We start from the raw sequence: 17,911 nt of genomic DNA on the forward strand, positions 1-17,911 counted from the left end.
TCCCGCGTCCGTGTCCCGTCCGCATCCCCCGCCGGCGGGGCGGGGAGAACCTCCTCGGGAGGAGTGATCTGTATGGCGGGAATGGGTGGGGGACGGCCGGGCATCTGCCCCACGCTGCTGTACGCGGACGCGCAGGCGGCGATCCGGCAGCTCACGGAGGGCCTCGGGTTCACCGAGCTGACGGTGTACGAGGCGGCCGACGGCAAGGTGCTGCACGCCGAGCTGGTCCAGGGCAACGGCGCGGTGATGATCGGCTCCAAGGGCCGCGGCGGGCCGTTCGACACGGCGATGGAGCACGCGGGGCCCGCCGGGGTCTACGTCGTGGTGGACGACGTGGACGCCCACCACCGGCGGGCCGTGGCGCACGGCGTGGAGATCCTCGTGCCCCCGACGGACCAGGACTACGGCGCACGGGACTATCTGGCCCGGGATGTCGAGGGCAACATCTGGAGCTTCGGGACGTACGCGCCGGAGATCGGCGTCTGAGGCGTCCCGAGGCTCCCCGGGGGCTCACCCGCCGGTGTGCACCTGGAACGCGGCCCGGCGCACGGCCTTGGCGAGAGCCGGGTCGGGGTGGGCGGCCGCGAGGGCGACCAGGACCTGCACGGTGCGCGGATGGCCGACCGCGCGGACCTCGTCGAGCAGCCGGGGCACGGTGGGCTGCACGGCGGACTCCAGGTGCCGGACCAGCATCGGCGCCTCACCGTGGTCGGCGACGGCCGCCGCGGTGTCCACCCACAGCCAGGTGGCCTCCTCGCGGGTGAGGACCTCGTGGGCGTCCTCCGGGTCGAGGCCGTCGTGCTCGGCGAGCCACAGCAGGGCGTACGGCCGCAGCGTCGGCTCGTCCACCACGGCGCGCACATCGGGCTCGGCGGGCGCGCCGACCACGCGCAGCGCCTCGAAGGCCAGCCCGCGCAGCAGGGCGTCCTCGCCGCGGGCGGCGTCGATCAGCTCGCTCACCGCGCTGCCGACGGTGCGGGCGGCGAGCCAGGCGCGGTACTCGGCGCGGGCCGCGTTGGGGCGCAGCTGGGCGCAGCCGCGCAGCATGTCCTCGGCGGACTGCTCGATGTTGCCGGCGGGGCTCTGCGCGGCCACGCAGATCTGCTCCAGCTTGACCCAGACCGCCCAGCTGCCCAGCGGGGTGAGGGTGGCCTGGCCGGCGTCGCAGGTCAGGGCGCCGACGCTGGCGAGGGCCTCCAGGGCCCAGTCGAGGAGCGGCGCGAGGGAGGCGGCCGGGGCGTCCGGGCTCCCGGCGGGCTCGGCGGCCTCGACGGGGGGCTCGGCGCCGGGCTCGTAGGTGACCTCGCAGCGTTCGGTGCGCAGCTCGATGACCCGCTGCTGGAGCAGGTCGAGCAGCTGTTCGACCGGGACGGGTCCGGCGGACAGCTGGAGGAAGGAGAGCACCTGCGGCATGGCGGAGACGGCCTCCGCGACGGCGGCCGGCTCGTGTCCCTCGGGTTCGGGGAGGGCGAGCGACCAGGCGTCGAAGAGGGCGACCCAGCCGCGCAGCACGGCGCTGTCGTCGCGGTCCCAGGCGCGCAGCCGCCAGCCGGGGCGCGCGCTGTCACCGTGCACCTCGACCAGTCCGGCGAGGCGCGCGGTGTCCCAGTCGGCGCGGACCTGGTCGGGGGCGAGTCCGAGGTCGGCGGCGGCGCGCTCGGCGGAGGCGGCGGAGAGGGTGGCCTTGCCGTCGGCGGTGGCGGCGTCACGGCCGGGGCCCAGGGCGTTGTCCGCCCAGCGGGCCACACGGACCGCGCCGGCCAGCCCGGTGCGGGCCATTTTGGCCAGCTCGGCGGCGGCGGGGGTGCCCTCTGGCGGCCGGGGTGCGGGGCGGCGCGGGCGCCGCTGGTTCACAGCTCTGGGGGCGGCGGCCAGGGGCCGAGGTCGGACGAGTCGGAGCCTGGAGTCGCGCGGGATACGGGACGTCACAGGGGCAGTCTTCCGGTTGACGGTCCGAAAACCCAAACGGAATGTCACGGCGGGCGACGGGGCTGGCCAACGCACCGGGTTCCACGGGTGGTCGACAGGCGTGTTTCGGCCAACGGCACGGCCACAAGCGGAACGCTCGCGCCCACCCGGGACGAGCCCTCGGCGCGCCGGCGTGCGCCGTCACATGAGCGGGGTCAGGAAACGCCGCAGCCGTTCCTCGTACGCCGTGGGGTCGGGATTCCACATCGCCGCGTGCGGGGCGTTCTGCACGGTGTGCAGGGCGACGCGGTCGGGGCGGCGCGCGGCGAGCAGCCGGGAGAACTCCCAGGGTGCGACCCGGTCGCCGGGGCCGTGGATGATCAGGGCCGGCGCGGCGAGCCGCTCGGGGTCGGTGATCTCGGCGACCCGCTCGGCGTGCAGGCCGGCGCGGCCCTGGGCGGCCCGGACCGCGAGCGGCAGCAGCGGGGCGGGGGTGTGCCGGGCGCGGGCGAGGGCGCGCAGCGTGGCCTCCCAGCTGAGCACCGGCGAGTCGAGGACCAGCCCGGCGACGCGGTCGCGCACGGGCGAGCGCTCGGCGGCGCGCAGGGCCATGGTGGCGCCGGTGGACCAGCCGAGCAGGACGACGCGGCGGGCGCCGTGGCGCACGGCGTAGCGGATCGCCGCGTCCACGTCGCGCCACTCGCACTCACCGAGGTGGTTCAGGCCGTCCGCGGGGCGCGGGGCACCGAGGTCGCCCCGGTAGGCGAGGGCCAGAACCGGAAGGCGGCGCCCGTGCAGGAAGCCCATGACGTTCATGGCGTGCTCACGGGTGGTGCCCAGGCCGTGCACGGCGATCACCCAGGTGTCCCGGTCGCCGGGCACGAACCAGGCGGGCAGCGGGCCGAGTTCGCCGGGCACGTCCACGTCGGCGTGGTCGAGGCCGAGGGCGGCACGCGGGTCGCCGACGTGCAGGTTGGGCGTGAGCCACACGGAGTCGCCGGGCGCGAGCGTGCCGTGCGTCACGCGGTCCAGGCGCCGTACGACCGTGTCGGCGGTGTGCCGGGCCGTCTCCAGCACGGGTCCCACGACCGCGTGCGTGCCGTCGCCCGCGAGGCCGTAGGTTCCGGGGCGCAGGGAGGCCAGGTCCCGGGTGAGGGCGATCTGTCCGGCCGCCGTGCCGTGCACGGTGAGGCGGGGCTCGGTGGGCAGCGGCCGGCCGCCGTTCGCCTTCAGCGCGACATCGCTGGCGAGCCGCCCGGCGGCCACGGATGCCATCCCGGCGGCCACGACGGCGGTGACCGCGGCGGCGGTCGCTGTGAGGGGGCGCACGGGACCAGTGTCACGGGGCGCCGGGCGCCGGGCCAGTGGAGAGGCTGAGGGGGGTGACGGGGACGGAAGCCTGGACGAAGGACGCGGGGAAGGAGCCAGATCGCGGATCCGGGAGCGGTGTGGCACGGGTCACCTCCGTTGGCCGTATCCCTTCAGGCGTTCCCCGACCTCGGCGAGTTGTGCCTCCGTCAGCAGAGAAGGGGTCAGGTTCGGGACGGAGGAGGCGGTCAGCCACAGGCGGCACATCCACTCCAGCTGGGCGGTGCGGTCGTAGGCCTGGTCGAGGGTGGCGCCGTAGGTGAGGGTGCCGTGGTTCTGCAGGAGGCATCCGGAGCGGCCGGCCAGGGCACGGAGCATGTGCTCGGCCAGTTCGTCGGTGCCGTAGGCGGCGTACGGCGCGACGCGGACGGGTCCGCCGAGGGCGGCGGCCATGTAGTGGACCAGCGGCAGCTCGGGCACCAGCGTGGAGACCGCGGTGGCGTGCACGGCGTGCGTGTGGACGATCGCGCGGGCGTCGGTGGTGCGGTAGACGGCGAGGTGCATGGGCAGCTCGCTGGTCGGCACCAGGGTGCCGAGCACCTGGCGGCCGGTGAGGTCGACGCCGGTGATGTCGTCCGGGGTCAGCCGGTCGTAGGGCACGCCCGACGGGGTGACCAGCACCACGTCGCCGACGCGCGCGGAGACGTTCCCGGAGGTGCCGACGACCAGCCCGTCGGCGACGCTCCGCCGCGCCGTCGCGACCAACGCCGTCCACTGTTCCGCCGCTTCCTCGCGCACTTCTCCACCCGTCTCCCGCAGCTCCGAGGTCATGCCCGCGATCCTGCCAGCGCCCGGTACACCACGCGGCTCCCCGCCGCACTTCCGTCCGACTTCCCGCGCCCCCAAAAGGGTGCATATCGCGACAAACAGCATAAATCTGCGCCGATTCGGTGATCGCCGGCCCTTGAATGAGCCCTCCTTGCCCGCGAGGCGACCTGGTCGTCCGTCATCCCCGGGGAGTTGGCACATGGCCCGTGACCGCACCCACCTCCGCCGCCGCGCCGGTGCCCTCGCGGCGACCACCGCGACGCTCCTCCTCACCTGCGCCGCCACCGCCTGGGCCGGCCCCCCGGACCGGGCCGGGAGCCGGCCCCGGGGGCACGACGTGTCGTCCCATCAGAAGAGCGTGGACTGGCCGACCGCCCAGGCCGGCGGGGCGCGCTTCGTCTACGTCAAGGCGAGCGAGTCCACGAGCTACCGCAACCCCTACTTCCACCAGCAGTACGACGGGGCGCGCGACGCCGGACTGATCCGCGGCGCCTACCACTTCGCGCTGCCGGACGAGTCCTCCGGCGCGCAGCAGGCCAGGTACTTCGTCGCGCACGGCGGGGACTGGCGGGCCGACGGCTGGACCCTGCCGCCCGCGCTGGACATCGAGTACAACCCGTACAGCGCGAAGCACAAGTGCTACGGGCTGAGCAAGAAGCGCATGACGGACTGGATCTGGTCCTTCAGCGACGAGATGCTGCGCGAGACCGGCCGCCGTCCCGTGATCTACACCACGGCCCAGTGGTGGCGGCTGTGCACCGGCGACAGCCACGCCTTCGCCTCCCGCCACCCCCTGTGGGTCGCCCGCCACGGCACGTCGGGACCGGGGACGCTGCCGGGCGGCTGGCAGTACTGGACCTTCTGGCAGTACGCCACGTCCGGCCGGCTGCCGGGTGACCAGAATCTCTTCAACGGCAGCTCCAGCGGGCTGCGGGCCCTCGCGGCGGGCTGGTAGCCCAAGGGGCGCCTGGGCGCGTCCGGCCCCAAGGGGGGAAGCGGAGGCCCGCACGCCCGTTGCGGACACCCCCACGCCCGTCTCAGTTCATCTTCCGTTCACCCAGGTTGCCTACGTTCATCCGGACAACGACCTCGAACGATTGCCTGGGTAAATGGAAAGCTTCTCGCTGATCCTCGCGATTGTGGTGGTTACCGCACTCGCGTTTGATTTCACGAACGGTTTCCACGACACCGCGAACGCGATGGCCACCACCATCTCCACAGGCGCGATGAAGCCGAAGCTCGCGGTAGCCATGTCCGCCACCCTCAACCTGGTGGGCGCCTTCCTCTCCGTGGAGGTCGCCAACACGATCTCCAAGGGTCTCGTCGACGAGAGCGGCATCCGTCCCGAGGTCATCTTCGCCGCCCTGGTCGGCGCGATCCTCTGGAACCTGCTGACCTGGCTGGTGGGCCTGCCGTCCAGTTCCTCGCACGCCCTGATGGGCGGTCTGATCGGCGCCGCCGTCGCCTCCGCCGGATTCGGCGCCGTGCACGGCGGGGTGCTCGTCACCAAGGTGCTGCTCCCCGCGGTCGCCGCGCCGGTCGTGGCGGGCATCGCCTCGCTGGTGGCCACCCGGTTCTCCTACGGCATCGGCGGCAAGGCCGAGGGCGAGGCCACCCGCAAGGGTTACCGCGCCGGACAGGTCGCCTCCGCCGGCCTCGTCTCGCTCGCGCACGGCACCAACGACGCGCAGAAGACGATGGGCGTCATCACCCTCGCGCTGATCGCGGGCGGCGCCATCGCCCCCGGCTCCAACCCTCCCGTCTGGGTGATCCTCTCCGCCGGCCTGGCCATCGCGCTCGGCACCTACATCGGCGGCTGGCGCATCATCCGCACCATGGGCACGGGCCTGACCGACCTGGAGCCCCGTCAGGGCTTCGCCGCGCAGACCAGCGCCGCGACCGCCATCCTGGCCTCCTCGCACCTCGGTTTCTCCCTCTCCACCACCCACGTCGTCTCCGGCGCGGTGATGGGCTCGGGTCTCGGCCGCAAGGGCGGGGTGGTCCGCTGGTCCACCGCGACCCGGATGACCGTCGCCTGGGTGCTCACCCTGCCGGCCGCCGCGCTGGTCGGCGCGGGCGCCGAGGCCGTCACCGAACTCGGTGACTGGGGCACCGCCGTGGTCGCCGTCTTCCTGATCGCCGCGAGCGCCTGGATCTACAAGCTGTCCCGCCGCGAGGTCATCGACCACACGAACGTCGTCGCCGACCCGACCGAGGAGCCGTCCGGCGTGGTGACCACCGCCATCGCCGCGGTGACCCCGCCCCCGGCGGGCGCCATCACCGAGGACCTGACGGCCACCATCCCGGCCCCGGCCCAGACCGCCGACCCGGCGACCCCGGCCGCCTCGACGGCCCCGCCGGCCGCCGCCGTCTGATCCCGAGCCCCGTTCACCAAGGAAGCATCCCCATGAAGATCGACTGGGCGGCCATCGGCTCCGTCTTCGGCGTCAGCCTCGCCTTCACGGTGGGCCTGGTGGTCCTGTTCACCCTCGGCGTCAACGGCCTGGCCCGACGCGAGAAGGCCGCGGCCGAGGGCGGCTCCGCCACGCTCGCCGTCACCGGCGCCTACGTCTGCTTCGCGGCCTGCGCGGCGGCGGTGGCGTACGGCATCCTCCTGATCGTCTCCAAGTCCTGACCCCGGGGCCCCTCGGGCCCCGCCACCCACGCGGTTCCCCAAGGCTCCCCTCCGCCCGTGCGGCAGGGGGGCCTTCGGCGCGTCCGGCGGCCCCGCGGTGTGGCGATCTGCACACTCCCGCAGGTCAACGGCAAGTTGACGGCCGTTCCGGGCGCATGGTGGACTGCCCAGGCCATATACGGCAGCAGGAGAGGAAGCCGGTGCGAATCCGGCGCGGTCCCGCCACTGTCACCGGGGTAGAACCCCCCGGGAGCCAGGAACTCTCGCCGCCGGATCACGTCGAACCAGGGCGCGGACACCCTGAGTGAGGACACATCGCCATGCTCGGCTGCCGAAGGACCAGTACCAGGACCACCGCCGCGGTGCCCACGGCCGGCTGAGCCGATGGGTGCCGATCGCAGATACGCGTACGGCGCCGCCGCCGGACTCCTCGGCGACCTCCTCCTCGGCGATCCCCGCCGGGGACATCCGGTCGCCGCGTTCGGGCGTGCGGCCGCCGCCGCTGAGGGCGCGTTGTGGCACGACCACCGCGGCTGGGGCGCACTGCACACCACCGTGTGCGCAGGTGGCGCCGTCGCGCTCGGAGCGCTTGCCACGCGTGCCGTACGCCCCTCCCCCGCCGCCTCGGTCGCGCTGACCGCCGCGGCCGTCTGGGCCGTCGTCGGCGGCACCTCGCTCGCCCGCGAGGCCCAGGCCATCGGGCGCGCGCTCGCGGCCGGGGACGTCGAGGCGGCCCGCGCCCGGCTGCCGCACCTGTGCGGCCGGGACCCGCAGGCGCTGGACGCCGACGGCATCGCGCGGGCCGTGGTCGAGTCGGTCGCCGAGAACACCTCCGACGCGGTCGTGGGCGCCCTCGTGTGGGGCGCTGCGGCCGGGGTGCCGGGGCTGCTCGGCTTCCGGGCCGTCAACACCCTGGACGCGATGGTGGGTCACAGGTCCCCCCGGTACCGCCGCTTCGGCTGGGCGGCCGCGCGCCTGGACGACGTGGCCGGCTGGCCGGGGGCCCGGCTGACCGCCGTCCTCGCGGCCGCGGCCGGACCCGATCCGCTGGGTGCCGTACGGGCGTGGCGCGCGGACGCCCGCAGACATCCGAGCCCCAACGCCGGTCCCGTGGAGGCATCCTTCGCGGGCGCTCTCGGCGTGCGCCTCGGCGGCACCCTCTCCTACGGCGGGCGCGTCGAGCACCGCCCGGTCCTCAACGGCGCCGCCGGACGGGCCGTGCGGGTTCCCGACATCGACCGGGCGGTACGGCTGTCCCGCCGCGTCGGCCTGCTCGCGCTCGGCACCACGCTCGCCGCGCGCCTCCTCGTCAACGGACCGAAGGGACGCGGGAAGTGAACGGTGGTCTCCTCGTCGCCGGCACCACCTCCGACGCCGGCAAGAGCGTCGTGACCGCCGGGATCTGCCGGTGGCTGGTGCGCCAGGGCGTGAAGGTCGCGCCGTTCAAGGCGCAGAACATGTCCCTGAACTCCTTCGTCACCCGCGAGGGCGCCGAGATCGGGCGGGCCCAGGCCATGCAGGCCCAGGCGTGCCGGATCGAGCCGACCGCGCTGATGAACCCCGTCCTGCTCAAACCGGGCGGCGAGCAGAGCAGCCAGGTGGTGCTGCTGGGCAGGCCGGTGGGCGAGATGAGCGCGCGCGGCTACCACGGCGGGCGCCAGCAGCGGCTGCTGGGCACGGTGCTGGACTGCCTGACCGAGCTGCGGGGCCGGTACGACGCGGTGATCTGCGAGGGCGCGGGCAGCCCGGCGGAGATCAACCTGCGCCGGACCGACATCGTCAACATGGGGATCGCGCGGGGTGCCCGGCTGCCCGTGCTCGTCGTCGGCGACATCGACCGCGGCGGCGTCTTCGCCTCCTTCTTCGGCACCCTCGCCCTGCTTTCGCCCGAGGACCAGGACCTGGTCGCCGGGTTCCTGGTGAACAAGTTCCGCGGCGACGTCTCGCTGCTGGAGCCCGGGTTGGACATGCTCCGGGGCCTCACCGGGCGGCGGACGTACGGCGTGCTGCCGTACCGGCACGGGCTCGGGATCGACGAGGAGGACGGGCTGCGCGTCTCCCTGCGGGGCGCCGTGCGGGAGTCGACCGTCGCTCCCCCGCTCGGCGAGGACGTGCTGCGGGTCGCGGTGTGCGCGATCCCGCTGATGTCCAACTTCACGGACGTGGACGCGCTGGCCGCGGAGCCCGGTGTGGTGGTGCGGTTCGTGGACCGCCCGGAGGAGCTGGCCGACGCGGACCTGGTCGTCGTCCCCGGCACCCGGGGCACGGTCCGGGCGCTTCGGTGGCTGCGCGAACGGGGCCTCGCCGACGCGCTCGCCCGAAGGGCCGCCGAACACCGGTCCGTTCTCGGCATCTGCGGCGGCTTCCAGATCCTCGGCGAGCACATCGAGGACGACGTGGAGTCGCGGACCGGCGCGGTCCCCGGCCTCGGACTGCTGCCCGTGCGGGTGCGGTTCGCCCGCGAGAAGACCCTCTCCCGCCCGTCCGGGCGGGCCCTCGGCGAGCCGGTCGAGGGGTACGAGATCCACCACGGCGTCGCCCGGGTCACCGGCGGCGAAGCCTTCCTGGACGGCTGCCGGGTCGGCCAGACCTGGGGCACCCACTGGCACGGCTCGCTGGAGTCGGACGGCTTCCGCCGGGCCTTCCTGCGCGAGGTGGCCGCCGCCGCGGGCCGCCGCTTCACCCCCGCGCCCGACACGTCCTTCGCCGCGCTGCGCGAGGAGCAGCTCGACCGGCTCGGCGACCTGATCGAACAGCACGCGGACACCGACGCGCTGTGGCGGCTCATCGAGTCCGGCGCGCCGCGAGGACTGCCCTTCATCCCACCGGGAGCGCCCGCATGAGCACAGTGTTGTTGTTGTCGACCGCCGACACGGATCTGCTGGCGGCCCGTGCCTCCGGCGCCGGCTATCTGATCGGCAACCCCACCCGCGTCGACGTCACCGGGGAACTGCCGCGGCTGCTGGAGCGCGCGGACCTCGCCGTCGTACGGCTGCTCGGCGGAAAGCGCGCCTGGGAGGAAGGGCTGGCCGCGCTGAAGGCGTCCGGCGTGCCCGCGGTGCTGCTGGGCGGCGAGGCGGTGCCGGACGCGGAGCTGATGGCCGACTCCACCGTGCCCGCCGGCGTGGTGGCGGAGGCGCTGCGCTACCTGGTCGAGGGCGGCCCCGACAACCTGCGCGAGCTGTCCCGGTTCCTCTCCGACACCGTGCTGCTGACCGGTGAGGGCTTCGAGGAGCCGCGCCGGATGCCGGAGTACGGCGTCCACGGCGCGTACGGGATCCGAGCCGGCCGTCCGACCGTCGGCGTGCTCTTCTACCGGGCCCACGAACTCAGCGGCAACACCGCCTTCGTGGACACCCTGTGCGCGGCGATCGAGGCGCAGGGCGCCAACGCCCTCCCGGTGTACTGCGGTTCGCTGCGGGGCGCGGACGCCGGGCTGTACGAGCTGCTGGGCCGGGCCGACGCGCTGGTGGCCACCGTGCTCGCGGCGGGCGGCACGCACGCGTCGCAGGCGTCGGCGGGCGGCGACGAGGAAGCCTGGGACATCGGGGCGCTGGCCGACCTCGACATCCCCGTCCTGCAAGGGCTCTGCCTCACCTCCTCACGCGCGGCGTGGGACGAGTCGGACGCCGCCCTGTCCCCCATGGACGCCGCGATGCAGGTCGCGATCCCGGAGTTCGACGGCCGGCTGATCACCGTGCCGTTCTCCTTCAAGGAACAGGGCCCCGACGAGGTCCCGGTGTACGTCGCCGACCCCGAGCGGGCCGCGCGGGTGGCCGGGATCGCCGGGCGCCACGCGCGGCTGCGGCACAAGCCGAACGCCGAGAAGCGGGTCGCGCTGGTCTTCACCGCGTACCCGACCAAGCACTCCCGGGTCGGCAACGCGGTCGGCCTGGACACGCCCGCGTCGGCGGTCCGTGTGCTGGACGCGCTGCGGGACGCGGGGTACGCGCTCACCGCGTACCCCGACGGCGGCGACGAGTTGATCCACCGGCTCATCGAGGCGGGCGGCCACGACGTGGAGTGGCTGACCGAGGAGCAGCTGGCCGCCGCGCCCGCGCGGGTGCCGCTGGCCGACTACCGGGCCTGGTTCGAGAGGCTGGACCCGGGGCTGCGGGCCGCGATGACCGAGGCGTGGGGCGAACCGCCGGGCAACCTCTACGTGGACGGCGACGACATCGTGCTGGCGTCCCTCCGGTTCGGCAACGTGGTCGTGATGATCCAGCCGCCGCGCGGCTTCGGCGAGAACCCGATCGCGATCTACCACGACCCCGACATGCCGCCCTCCCACCACTACATGGCGGCCTACCGCTGGCTGGACCACAGCTTCGGCGCGGACGCGATCGTGCACATGGGCAAGCACGGCACGATGGAGTGGCTGCCGGGCAAGGGCCTCGGCCTGTCGCGCGGCTGCGCGCCGGACGCGGTGCTCGGCGAACTGCCGCTGATCTACCCGTTCATCGTCAACGACCCCGGCGAGGGCACCCAGGCGAAGCGACGCGGGCACGCCACGGTGGTGGACCACCTGGTGCCGCCGATGGCCCGCGCCGACACCTACGGCGACCTCGCCAAGCTGGAGCAGCTGCTGGACGAGTACGCGCTCGTCTCCGACCTCGACCCGGTCAAGGCCCCGGCCGTCCGCGCCCAGATCTGGACCCTGGTCAAGGCGGCCGAGCTCCACCACGACCTGCACGTGGACGAGCAGCCGGACGACGACGCCTTCGACGAGTTCGTCATGCACATCGACGGCTATCTGTGCGAGATCAAGGACGTCCAGATCCGCGACGGGCTGCACGTCCTGGGCGGCGGCCCGGTCGGCGAGCCCCGCGTCAACCTCGTCCTCGCCGTGCTGCGCGCCTCCCAGGTGTGGGGTGGCCGGGCGAACGCGCTGCCGGGGCTCAGGGCCTGCCTGGCGGCCCTTTTCGGGCTGGTGGAGAAGGAGTTGCTGGCCGAGCCGGGCGCGCCGGTGAAGGTTCCGGCGGAGCTGACGGACCTGGTGGACGGTCCGGCGCGGACGGCCGCCGACGCGATCGACCTGCTGGAGCAGCTGTGCCGCCGGGTCGCGGAGGGGATGGAGGAGCGGGGCTGGGAGCGCCCGGCCGTGCGCGGCGTCGTACGGGACGTGCTCGGCGGTGCCGAACCGGCGGACGCCGTGGCCGTGCTGGAGTTCGCCTGCGACGAGGTCGTACCGCGCCTCGCGCGGACGACGGACGAGATCGGGCACATCCTGCGGGCGCTGGACGGCGGTTACGTCCCCGCGGGGCCTTCCGGCTCCCCGACGCGCGGCCTGGTGAACGTCCTGCCGACCGGCCGCAACTTCTACTCCGTCGACCCCAAGGCGATCCCGTCCAGGCTGAGTTGGGAGGTCGGGCAGTCGCTCGCGGACTCGTTGGTGCAGCGCTACCTGGCCGACACCGGCGCGTACCCGAAGTCCGTCGGCCTGACGGTGTGGGGCACGTCCGCGATGCGCACCCAGGGCGACGACATCGCCGAGATCCTCGCCCTCCTCGGCTGCCGGCCGGTCTGGGACGACGCCTCGCGTCGGGTGACGGGCTTCGAGGTGGTCCCCCTGGACGAGCTGGGGCGGCCGCGCATCGACGTCACGGTCCGCATCTCCGGCTTCTTCCGGGACGCGTTCCCGCACGTGGTCGGGCTGATCGACGACGCGGTGCGCGCGGTGGCCGAGTTGGCGGAGCCGGCCGAGTCCAACTACGTGCGGGCGCACGTGCGGGAGGACAGCGCCCGGCACGGTGACCTGCGCCGGGCGACGGCCCGCATCTTCGGCTCCAAGCCGGGGGCGTACGGCGCGGGGCTGCTGCCGCTGATCGACGCGCGGAACTGGCGGAGCGACGCGGACCTCGCCGAGGTGTACGCCGTCTGGGGCGGTTACGCGTACGGCCGGGGCCTGGACGGGCGGGCGGCGCGCGGGGACATGGAGACGGCGTTCCGGCGGATCGCGGTGGCGGCGAAGAACGTCGACACTCGCGAGCACGACCTCGTCGACGCCGACGACTACTTCCAGTACCACGGCGGCATGGTCGCCATGGTGCGTCATCTGACAGGGGCCAACCCCGAGGCGTACGTGGGCGATTCGGCCGTGCCGGACCAGGTGAGGACCCGCACGCTCGGGGAGGAGACGCACCGCGTGTTCCGGGCACGGGTGGTCAACCCGCGCTGGATGGCGGCGATGCGCCGGCACGGCTACAAGGGTGCCTTCGAGATGGCGGCGACCGTGGACTACCTGTTCGGGTACGACGCCACGGCGGGCGTGGTCGACGACTGGATGTACGAGAAGTTGTCGGCCGAGTACGTCTTCGACCCGGAGAACCGGGACTTCATGAGGAAGTCCAACCCGTGGGCCCTGCGGGGCATCACCGAGCGGCTCCTGGAGGCGGCGGACCGGGGTCTGTGGGCCGAGCCGGACGCGGACACGCTGGAGCGGCTGCGCGCCACCTATCTGGAGCTGGAAGGCGACTTGGAGGGCGACGACCAGTGACCACCCCCTTTCCTTTCACGGCCGTTGTCGGCCAGGACGACCTGCGGCTCGCGCTGTTGCTGAACGCCGTGTCCCCGGCGGTCGGCGGAGTGCTGGTGCGCGGCGAGAAGGGCACCGCCAAGTCGACGGCGGTACGGGCCCTGTCGGCGCTGCTGCCGAAGGTGGCCGTGGTGCCCGGGTGCCGGTTCTCCTGCGACCCGGGGGCACCGGACCCGGCGTGCCCGGACGGTCCGCACGAGGCGGGGCCGGGGGGCGAACGGCCGGCGCGGATGGTCGAGCTGCCCGTCGGCGCCTCGGAGGACCGGCTGGTCGGCGCGCTGGACATCGAGCGGGCGCTCGCGGAGGGCGTGAAGGCGTTCGAGCCGGGCCTGCTGGCCGACGCGCACCGGGGCATCCTGTACGTGGACGAGGTCAACCTCTTGCACGACCACCTGGTCGACCTCCTGCTGGACGCCGCCGCGATGGGTGCCTCGTACGTGGAGCGCGAGGGCGTCTCCGTGCGGCACGCCTCGAAGTTCCTGCTCGTCGGGACCATGAACCCCGAGGAGGGCGAGCTGCGTCCACAGCTGCTGGACCGCTTCGGACTGACCGTGGAGGTCGCGGCCTCCCGGGAGCCGGAGCAGCGGGTGGAGGTCGTACGGCGGCGGCTCGCGTACGACGACGACCCCGGCGGGTTCGCCGCGCGGTGGGCCGGCGAGGAGGCCGCCGTACGGCACCGGATCGCGGCGGCACGGGAGTTGTTGCCGCGGGTGCGGCTGGGCGACGGGGCGCTGCGGCAGATCGCGGCGACCTGCGCGGCCTTCGAGGTGGACGGCATGCGCGCCGACATCGTGATGGCGCGTACGGCGGCGGCGCTGGCCGCGTGGGCCGGGCGGACGGACGTGCTCGCGGAGGACGTACGGCAGGCGGCGCTGCTCGCGCTGCCGCACCGCAGGCGGCGCAACCCCTTCGACGCGCCGGGCCTGGACGAGGACAAGCTTGACGAGACGCTGGAGCAGTTCGCCGGGGAGGACCGGGCGGACCGGGAGAACGGGGACGACGGCGACGGAGACGGCGACGACGATCCCGACGGCCCCGGCGGGGGCGGCCGGCCGGCGCCCGAGTCCGGTCCCGAGGGTGGCGGGGACACCGCCGCACGACCGGAGGCCGGTGCGGGCGGGGAGCCGCGGCCGACCGGCGGGGGCGAGCAGTCGGCCGTCCGCGCCGCCGAGCCGTTCCGGACCAGGGTGCTCAGCGTGCCCGGGGTCGGGGAGGGTGCCGCGGGACGGCGGTCGCGGGCGCGGACCGAGCACGGGCGGACCACCGGGGCGCGGCGGCCTGGAGGGGCGCTGACCAAGCTGCACCTGGCGGCGACCGTGCGGGCGGCGGCGCCGTACCAGCGGGCGCGGGGACGGTCCGGGCCCGGTCTGGTGATCCGCCGGGACGACCTGCGGCAGGCGAGCCGGGAGGGGCGCGAGGGGAACCTCGTGCTGTTCGTCGTGGACGCCTCGGGTTCGATGGCCGCGAGGCAGCGGATGGGCGCCGTGAAGGGGGCCGTGCTGTCGCTGCTGCTCGACGCCTACCAGCGGCGGGACAAGGTGGGTCTGGTGACCTTCCGGGGTTCCGGTGCGCAGGTGGCGCTGCCGCCCACGTCCTCGGTGGACGCGGCGGCGGTACGGCTGGAGTCGCTGCCGACGGGCGGTCGTACGCCGCTCGCGGCCGGGCTGCTCAAGGCGCACGAGGTGCTGCGGGTGGAGCGGCTGCGGGACCCGGCGCGGCGGGCGCTGATGGTCGTGGTCACCGACGGCCGGGCCACGGGCGGTCCCGAGCCGGTGGCGCTCGCGGGGCGGGCGGCGCGGCTGTTCGCGGCCGCGGGGATCGCCTCGGTGGTCGTGGACTGCGAGTCGGGTCCGGTGCGGCTCGGGCTCGCCGGGCGGCTCGCGGGTGAACTGGGCGGGACGCCGGTCACGTTGGACGAGCTGCGGGCGGACTCGATCGCCGGGCTGGTGCGGGATGTGCAGGGGACGTCGAGGAGGGCCGCGTAATGCCGCAGGGGCAGCCGAGTGTCGTACCGGACGATGGGCTGACGACCCGTCAGCGTCGCAATCGCCCGCTGGTCGTGGTGCACACGGGCATCGGCAAGGGGAAGTCGACCGCCGCGTTCGGGCTCGCGCTGCGGGCCTGGAACCAGGGGTGGCCCATCGGGGTGTTCCAGTTCGTCAAGTCGGCGAAGTGGAAGGTCGGCGAGGAGAACGCGCTGCGGGTGCTCGGCGCGTCCGGCGAGGGCGGGTCGGTCGCCTGGCACAAGATGGGCGAGGGCTGGTCCTGGGTGCAGCGGGACGCGCAGATGGACAACGAGGAGAAGGCGCGGGAGGGCTGGGAGCAGGTCAAACGGGATCTGGCGGCCCAGACGTACCGGCTGTACGTGCTCGACGAGTTCGCCTACCCGATGCACTGGGGGTGGGTGGACACCGACGAGGTGGTGGAGGTGCTGCGCAACCGGCCCGGCACCCAGCACGTGGTGATCACCGGGCGGAACGCGCCGGCCCGGCTCGTGGAGCTCGCGGACCTCGTGACCGACATGTCCAAGGTCAAGCACCCCATGGACGCGGGGCAGAAGGGCCAGAAGGGCATCGAGTGGTGAGGTCGTCGGTGCCCCGGCTGGTCATCGCCGCGCCGGCCTCCGGCAGCGGCAAGACCACGGTGGCCACGGGGCTGATGGCCGCGTTCGCCGCGCGGGGGCTCGCCGTGTCTCCGCACAAGGTGGGGCCGGACTACATCGATCCCGGGTACCACGCGCTCGCGACCGGTCGGACGGGGCGGAACCTGGACGCGTACCTGTGCGGGCCGGAGCTGATCGCTCCGCTGTTCCTGCACGGGGCGCGGGGGTGCGACATCGCCGTGGTCGAGGGGGTGATGGGGCTGTACGACGGTGCGGCCGGGGAGGGCGAGCTGGCGTCCACCGCGCACGTGGCCAAGCTGCTGCGGGCGCCGGTGGTGCTGGTGGTGGACGCGTCGTCGCAGTCGCGGTCGGTGGCGGCGCTGGTGCACGGGTTCGTGTCGTGGGACCCGGAGGTGCGGGTCGGGGGCGTGATCCTGAACAAGGTGGGGTCCGACCGGCACGAGGAGCTGTTGCGGGAGGCGTTGGACGCGGTGGGGGTGCCGGTTCTGGGGGTGCTGCGGCGGGCTCCGCTGGTGTCGACGCCTTCTCGGCACCTGGGGTTGGTGCCGGTCGCCGAGCGGCTGGGGGCCGCGGTGGCGTCCGTCGAGGAGATGGCGGCGTTGGTGTCCCGCGGCTGTGATCTGCCCGCGCTGGAGAGGCTGGCCGGTACCGCGGGCGCCCTCCCCGGGGGCTCCGTCCCCTGGACCCCCGGTCCGCCCGCCCACGACCGTCCGTCTCGGTCGGCCGGGAAGCTCAGGCCCAGGGTAGCCGTCGCCGGTGGCCCCGCCTTCACCTTCTCCTACGCCGAGCACGCCGAACTCCTCACCGCCGCCGGCGCCGAGGTCGTCACCTTCGACCCCCTGCGCGACGAGGAACTGCCCGAGCACACCGCCGGACTGGTCGTCGGCGGTGGGTTCCCCGAGGTGTACGGCGCCGAGCTGTCGGCCAACGAGCCGTTGCGCGAGGCCGTCGCCCGCCTCGCCGCGGCCGGAACTCCGATAGCCGCCGAATGCGCCGGACTGCTGTACCTCTGCCGGGAGCTGGACGGCCGGCCGATGTGCGGCGTGCTGGACGCCGGCGCGCGGATGGCGGAGCGGCTCACGCTCGGGTACCGGGACGCCGTGGCCGTCGGGGACAGCGTGCTGGCCGCCGCGGGGACGCGGATGCGGGGGCACGAGTTCCATCGCACCGTGGTGGAGCCGGGCGCGGGGGCCGTACCCGCCTGGGGGATCCGGGGCCGGGAGCGCCGGGTCGAGGGTTTCGTACAGCGGGGCGTGCACGCGAGTTATCTGCATACGCACTGGGCGTCCGAGCCCGGTGTCGCCCGTCGGTTCGTGGAGAGGTGCCGGACGTCATGAGCAGCAGGCTGATCGGGGTCGGGGTCGGGCCGGGCGATCCGGAGCTGGTGACCGTGAAGGGGGTCAACGCCCTGCGGGCGGCCGAGGTGGTCGTCGTACCCGTGATGGACACGGGCGAACGCGGGCGTGCCGAGGCGACCGTGGCGCACTACGTGCCCGGGGACCGGATCGTCCGGGTGGTGTTCGCGCTGAACGAGCGGACCGACCGGGCGCGCCGGGAGGCCGCCTGGGACGCGGCGGGCGCGCGGGTCGCGGAGCTGCTGGGGCGGCACGGGTCGGTGGCGTTCGCGACCATCGGGGACCCGAACGTGTACTCGACGTTCACGTACCTCGCGCAGACCGTCGCGGAACTGGTGCCCGGGGTCGTCGTGGAGACCGTGCCGGGGATCACCGCCATGCAGGATCTCGCGGCGCGTTCCGGTGCCGTGCTGACCGAGGGCACCGAGCCGCTGACGCTGGTGCCGGTGACGGCGGGCTCGGCGGTGCTGGAGGAGGCGCTGGCGGGTCCGGGGACGGTCGTGGCGTACAAGTTCGGGCGGCAGGCGGCCGAGGTCGCCGGGGCGCTCGCGCGGTCCGGGCGGCTGGAGGGCGCGGTGTGGGGGTCGGCGCTGGGCCTGCCGGAGGAGTCGGTGCGGCCGGCCGCCGAGCTGGACGGTTCGCCGCTGCCGTACCTGTCGACGCTGATCGCGCCCCCGCGGCGGGACCGCGGGCGGGGCGGGAAGCTGTGAGCCGCGCGT

General features: G+C 74.4%; 14 protein-coding genes and 1 riboswitch. Of the genes, 11 read left to right on the forward strand and 3 right to left on the reverse strand.

Annotated elements, in window-relative coordinates:
• Positions 1 to 72: 72 nt before the first annotated feature.
• Entirely contained in the window at positions 73 to 486 is a 414-nt protein-coding gene (locus QSK45_RS04680; RefSeq protein ID WP_285553521.1) for a VOC family protein, read from the forward strand.
• A 24-nt stretch (positions 487 to 510) separates the two neighbouring features.
• Here the strand turns inward: QSK45_RS04680 and QSK45_RS04685 are convergent, their stop codons facing one another.
• The 3 genes from QSK45_RS04685 to QSK45_RS04695 all read right to left on the reverse strand — a co-directional run bounded on the left by QSK45_RS04685 (position 511) and on the right by QSK45_RS04695 (position 4,047).
• Positions 511 to 1,779, reverse strand: a complete 1,269-nt coding sequence (locus tag QSK45_RS04685) for a hypothetical protein (protein WP_285553522.1) — start codon at positions 1,777 to 1,779, stop codon at positions 511 to 513.
• A gap of 330 nt (positions 1,780 to 2,109) precedes the next feature.
• Positions 2,110 to 3,237 (reverse strand): alpha/beta hydrolase, encoded by a 1,128-nt coding sequence (locus QSK45_RS04690; protein WP_285553523.1) that lies wholly within the window; start codon positions 3,235 to 3,237, stop codon positions 2,110 to 2,112.
• 129 nt (positions 3,238 to 3,366) lie between these two features.
• Complete coding sequence (locus QSK45_RS04695) at positions 3,367 to 4,047, reverse strand: class II aldolase/adducin family protein (protein ID WP_285553524.1); 681 nt, start codon at positions 4,045 to 4,047, stop codon at positions 3,367 to 3,369.
• 196 nt (positions 4,048 to 4,243) lie between these two features.
• Between QSK45_RS04695 and QSK45_RS04700 the strand changes: the two genes are divergently transcribed.
• From QSK45_RS04700 to cobI, 10 genes are all read left to right on the forward strand, one after another.
• Positions 4,244 to 4,999 carry a lysozyme gene (locus QSK45_RS04700; protein WP_285553525.1) on the forward strand — a complete coding sequence of 252 codons (756 nt, stop codon included), beginning with the start codon at positions 4,244 to 4,246 and terminating at the stop codon, positions 4,997 to 4,999.
• A 154-nt stretch (positions 5,000 to 5,153) separates the two neighbouring features.
• The gene (locus tag QSK45_RS04705; protein WP_285553526.1) at positions 5,154 to 6,419 is read left to right on the forward strand and encodes an inorganic phosphate transporter; all 1,266 of its coding nucleotides are present in this window, start codon (positions 5,154 to 5,156) and stop codon (positions 6,417 to 6,419) included.
• A gap of 32 nt (positions 6,420 to 6,451) precedes the next feature.
• On the forward strand, positions 6,452 to 6,679 hold the full coding sequence (locus tag QSK45_RS04710) for a hypothetical protein (RefSeq protein ID WP_145489193.1): 228 nt from the start codon (positions 6,452 to 6,454) through the stop codon (positions 6,677 to 6,679).
• A gap of 142 nt (positions 6,680 to 6,821) precedes the next feature.
• Positions 6,822 to 6,964, forward strand: a riboswitch (cobalamin riboswitch).
• 99 nt (positions 6,965 to 7,063) lie between these two features.
• The gene (locus QSK45_RS04715; protein WP_285553531.1) at positions 7,064 to 8,017 is read left to right on the forward strand and encodes a cobalamin biosynthesis protein; all 954 of its coding nucleotides are present in this window, start codon (positions 7,064 to 7,066) and stop codon (positions 8,015 to 8,017) included.
• Positions 8,014 to 9,522 (forward strand): cobyric acid synthase, encoded by a 1,509-nt coding sequence (locus tag QSK45_RS04720; protein ID WP_285553533.1) that lies wholly within the window; start codon positions 8,014 to 8,016, stop codon positions 9,520 to 9,522. Before QSK45_RS04715 ends, QSK45_RS04720 begins: the two co-directional genes overlap by 4 nt.
• Positions 9,519 to 13,175 (forward strand): cobaltochelatase subunit CobN, encoded by a 3,657-nt coding sequence (gene cobN, locus QSK45_RS04725; RefSeq protein WP_285553534.1) that lies wholly within the window; start codon positions 9,519 to 9,521, stop codon positions 13,173 to 13,175. The genes QSK45_RS04720 and cobN overlap by 4 nt, the downstream gene beginning before the upstream one ends.
• Positions 13,172 to 15,199, forward strand: coding sequence for a putative cobaltochelatase (locus tag QSK45_RS04730; RefSeq protein WP_285553536.1), 2,028 nt, complete (start codon positions 13,172 to 13,174; stop codon positions 15,197 to 15,199). The genes cobN and QSK45_RS04730 overlap by 4 nt, the downstream gene beginning before the upstream one ends.
• Positions 15,199 to 15,798 carry a cob(I)yrinic acid a,c-diamide adenosyltransferase gene (cobO, locus tag QSK45_RS04735; protein ID WP_285553538.1) on the forward strand — a complete coding sequence of 200 codons (600 nt, stop codon included), beginning with the start codon at positions 15,199 to 15,201 and terminating at the stop codon, positions 15,796 to 15,798. The genes QSK45_RS04730 and cobO overlap by 1 nt, the downstream gene beginning before the upstream one ends.
• Complete coding sequence (locus QSK45_RS04740) at positions 15,795 to 17,174, forward strand: cobyrinic acid a,c-diamide synthase CobB (RefSeq protein ID WP_285554615.1); 1,380 nt, start codon at positions 15,795 to 15,797, stop codon at positions 17,172 to 17,174. Before cobO ends, QSK45_RS04740 begins: the two co-directional genes overlap by 4 nt.
• Positions 17,171 to 17,902 carry a precorrin-2 C(20)-methyltransferase gene (gene cobI / locus QSK45_RS04745; RefSeq protein WP_285553539.1) on the forward strand — a complete coding sequence of 244 codons (732 nt, stop codon included), beginning with the start codon at positions 17,171 to 17,173 and terminating at the stop codon, positions 17,900 to 17,902. The genes QSK45_RS04740 and cobI overlap by 4 nt, the downstream gene beginning before the upstream one ends.
• Positions 17,903 to 17,911: the final 9 nt, after the last annotated feature.

This window comes from Streptomyces hygroscopicus subsp. hygroscopicus (genome assembly GCF_030269125.1).
GTDB lineage: Bacteria > Actinomycetota > Actinomycetes > Streptomycetales > Streptomycetaceae > Streptomyces > Streptomyces hygroscopicus_C.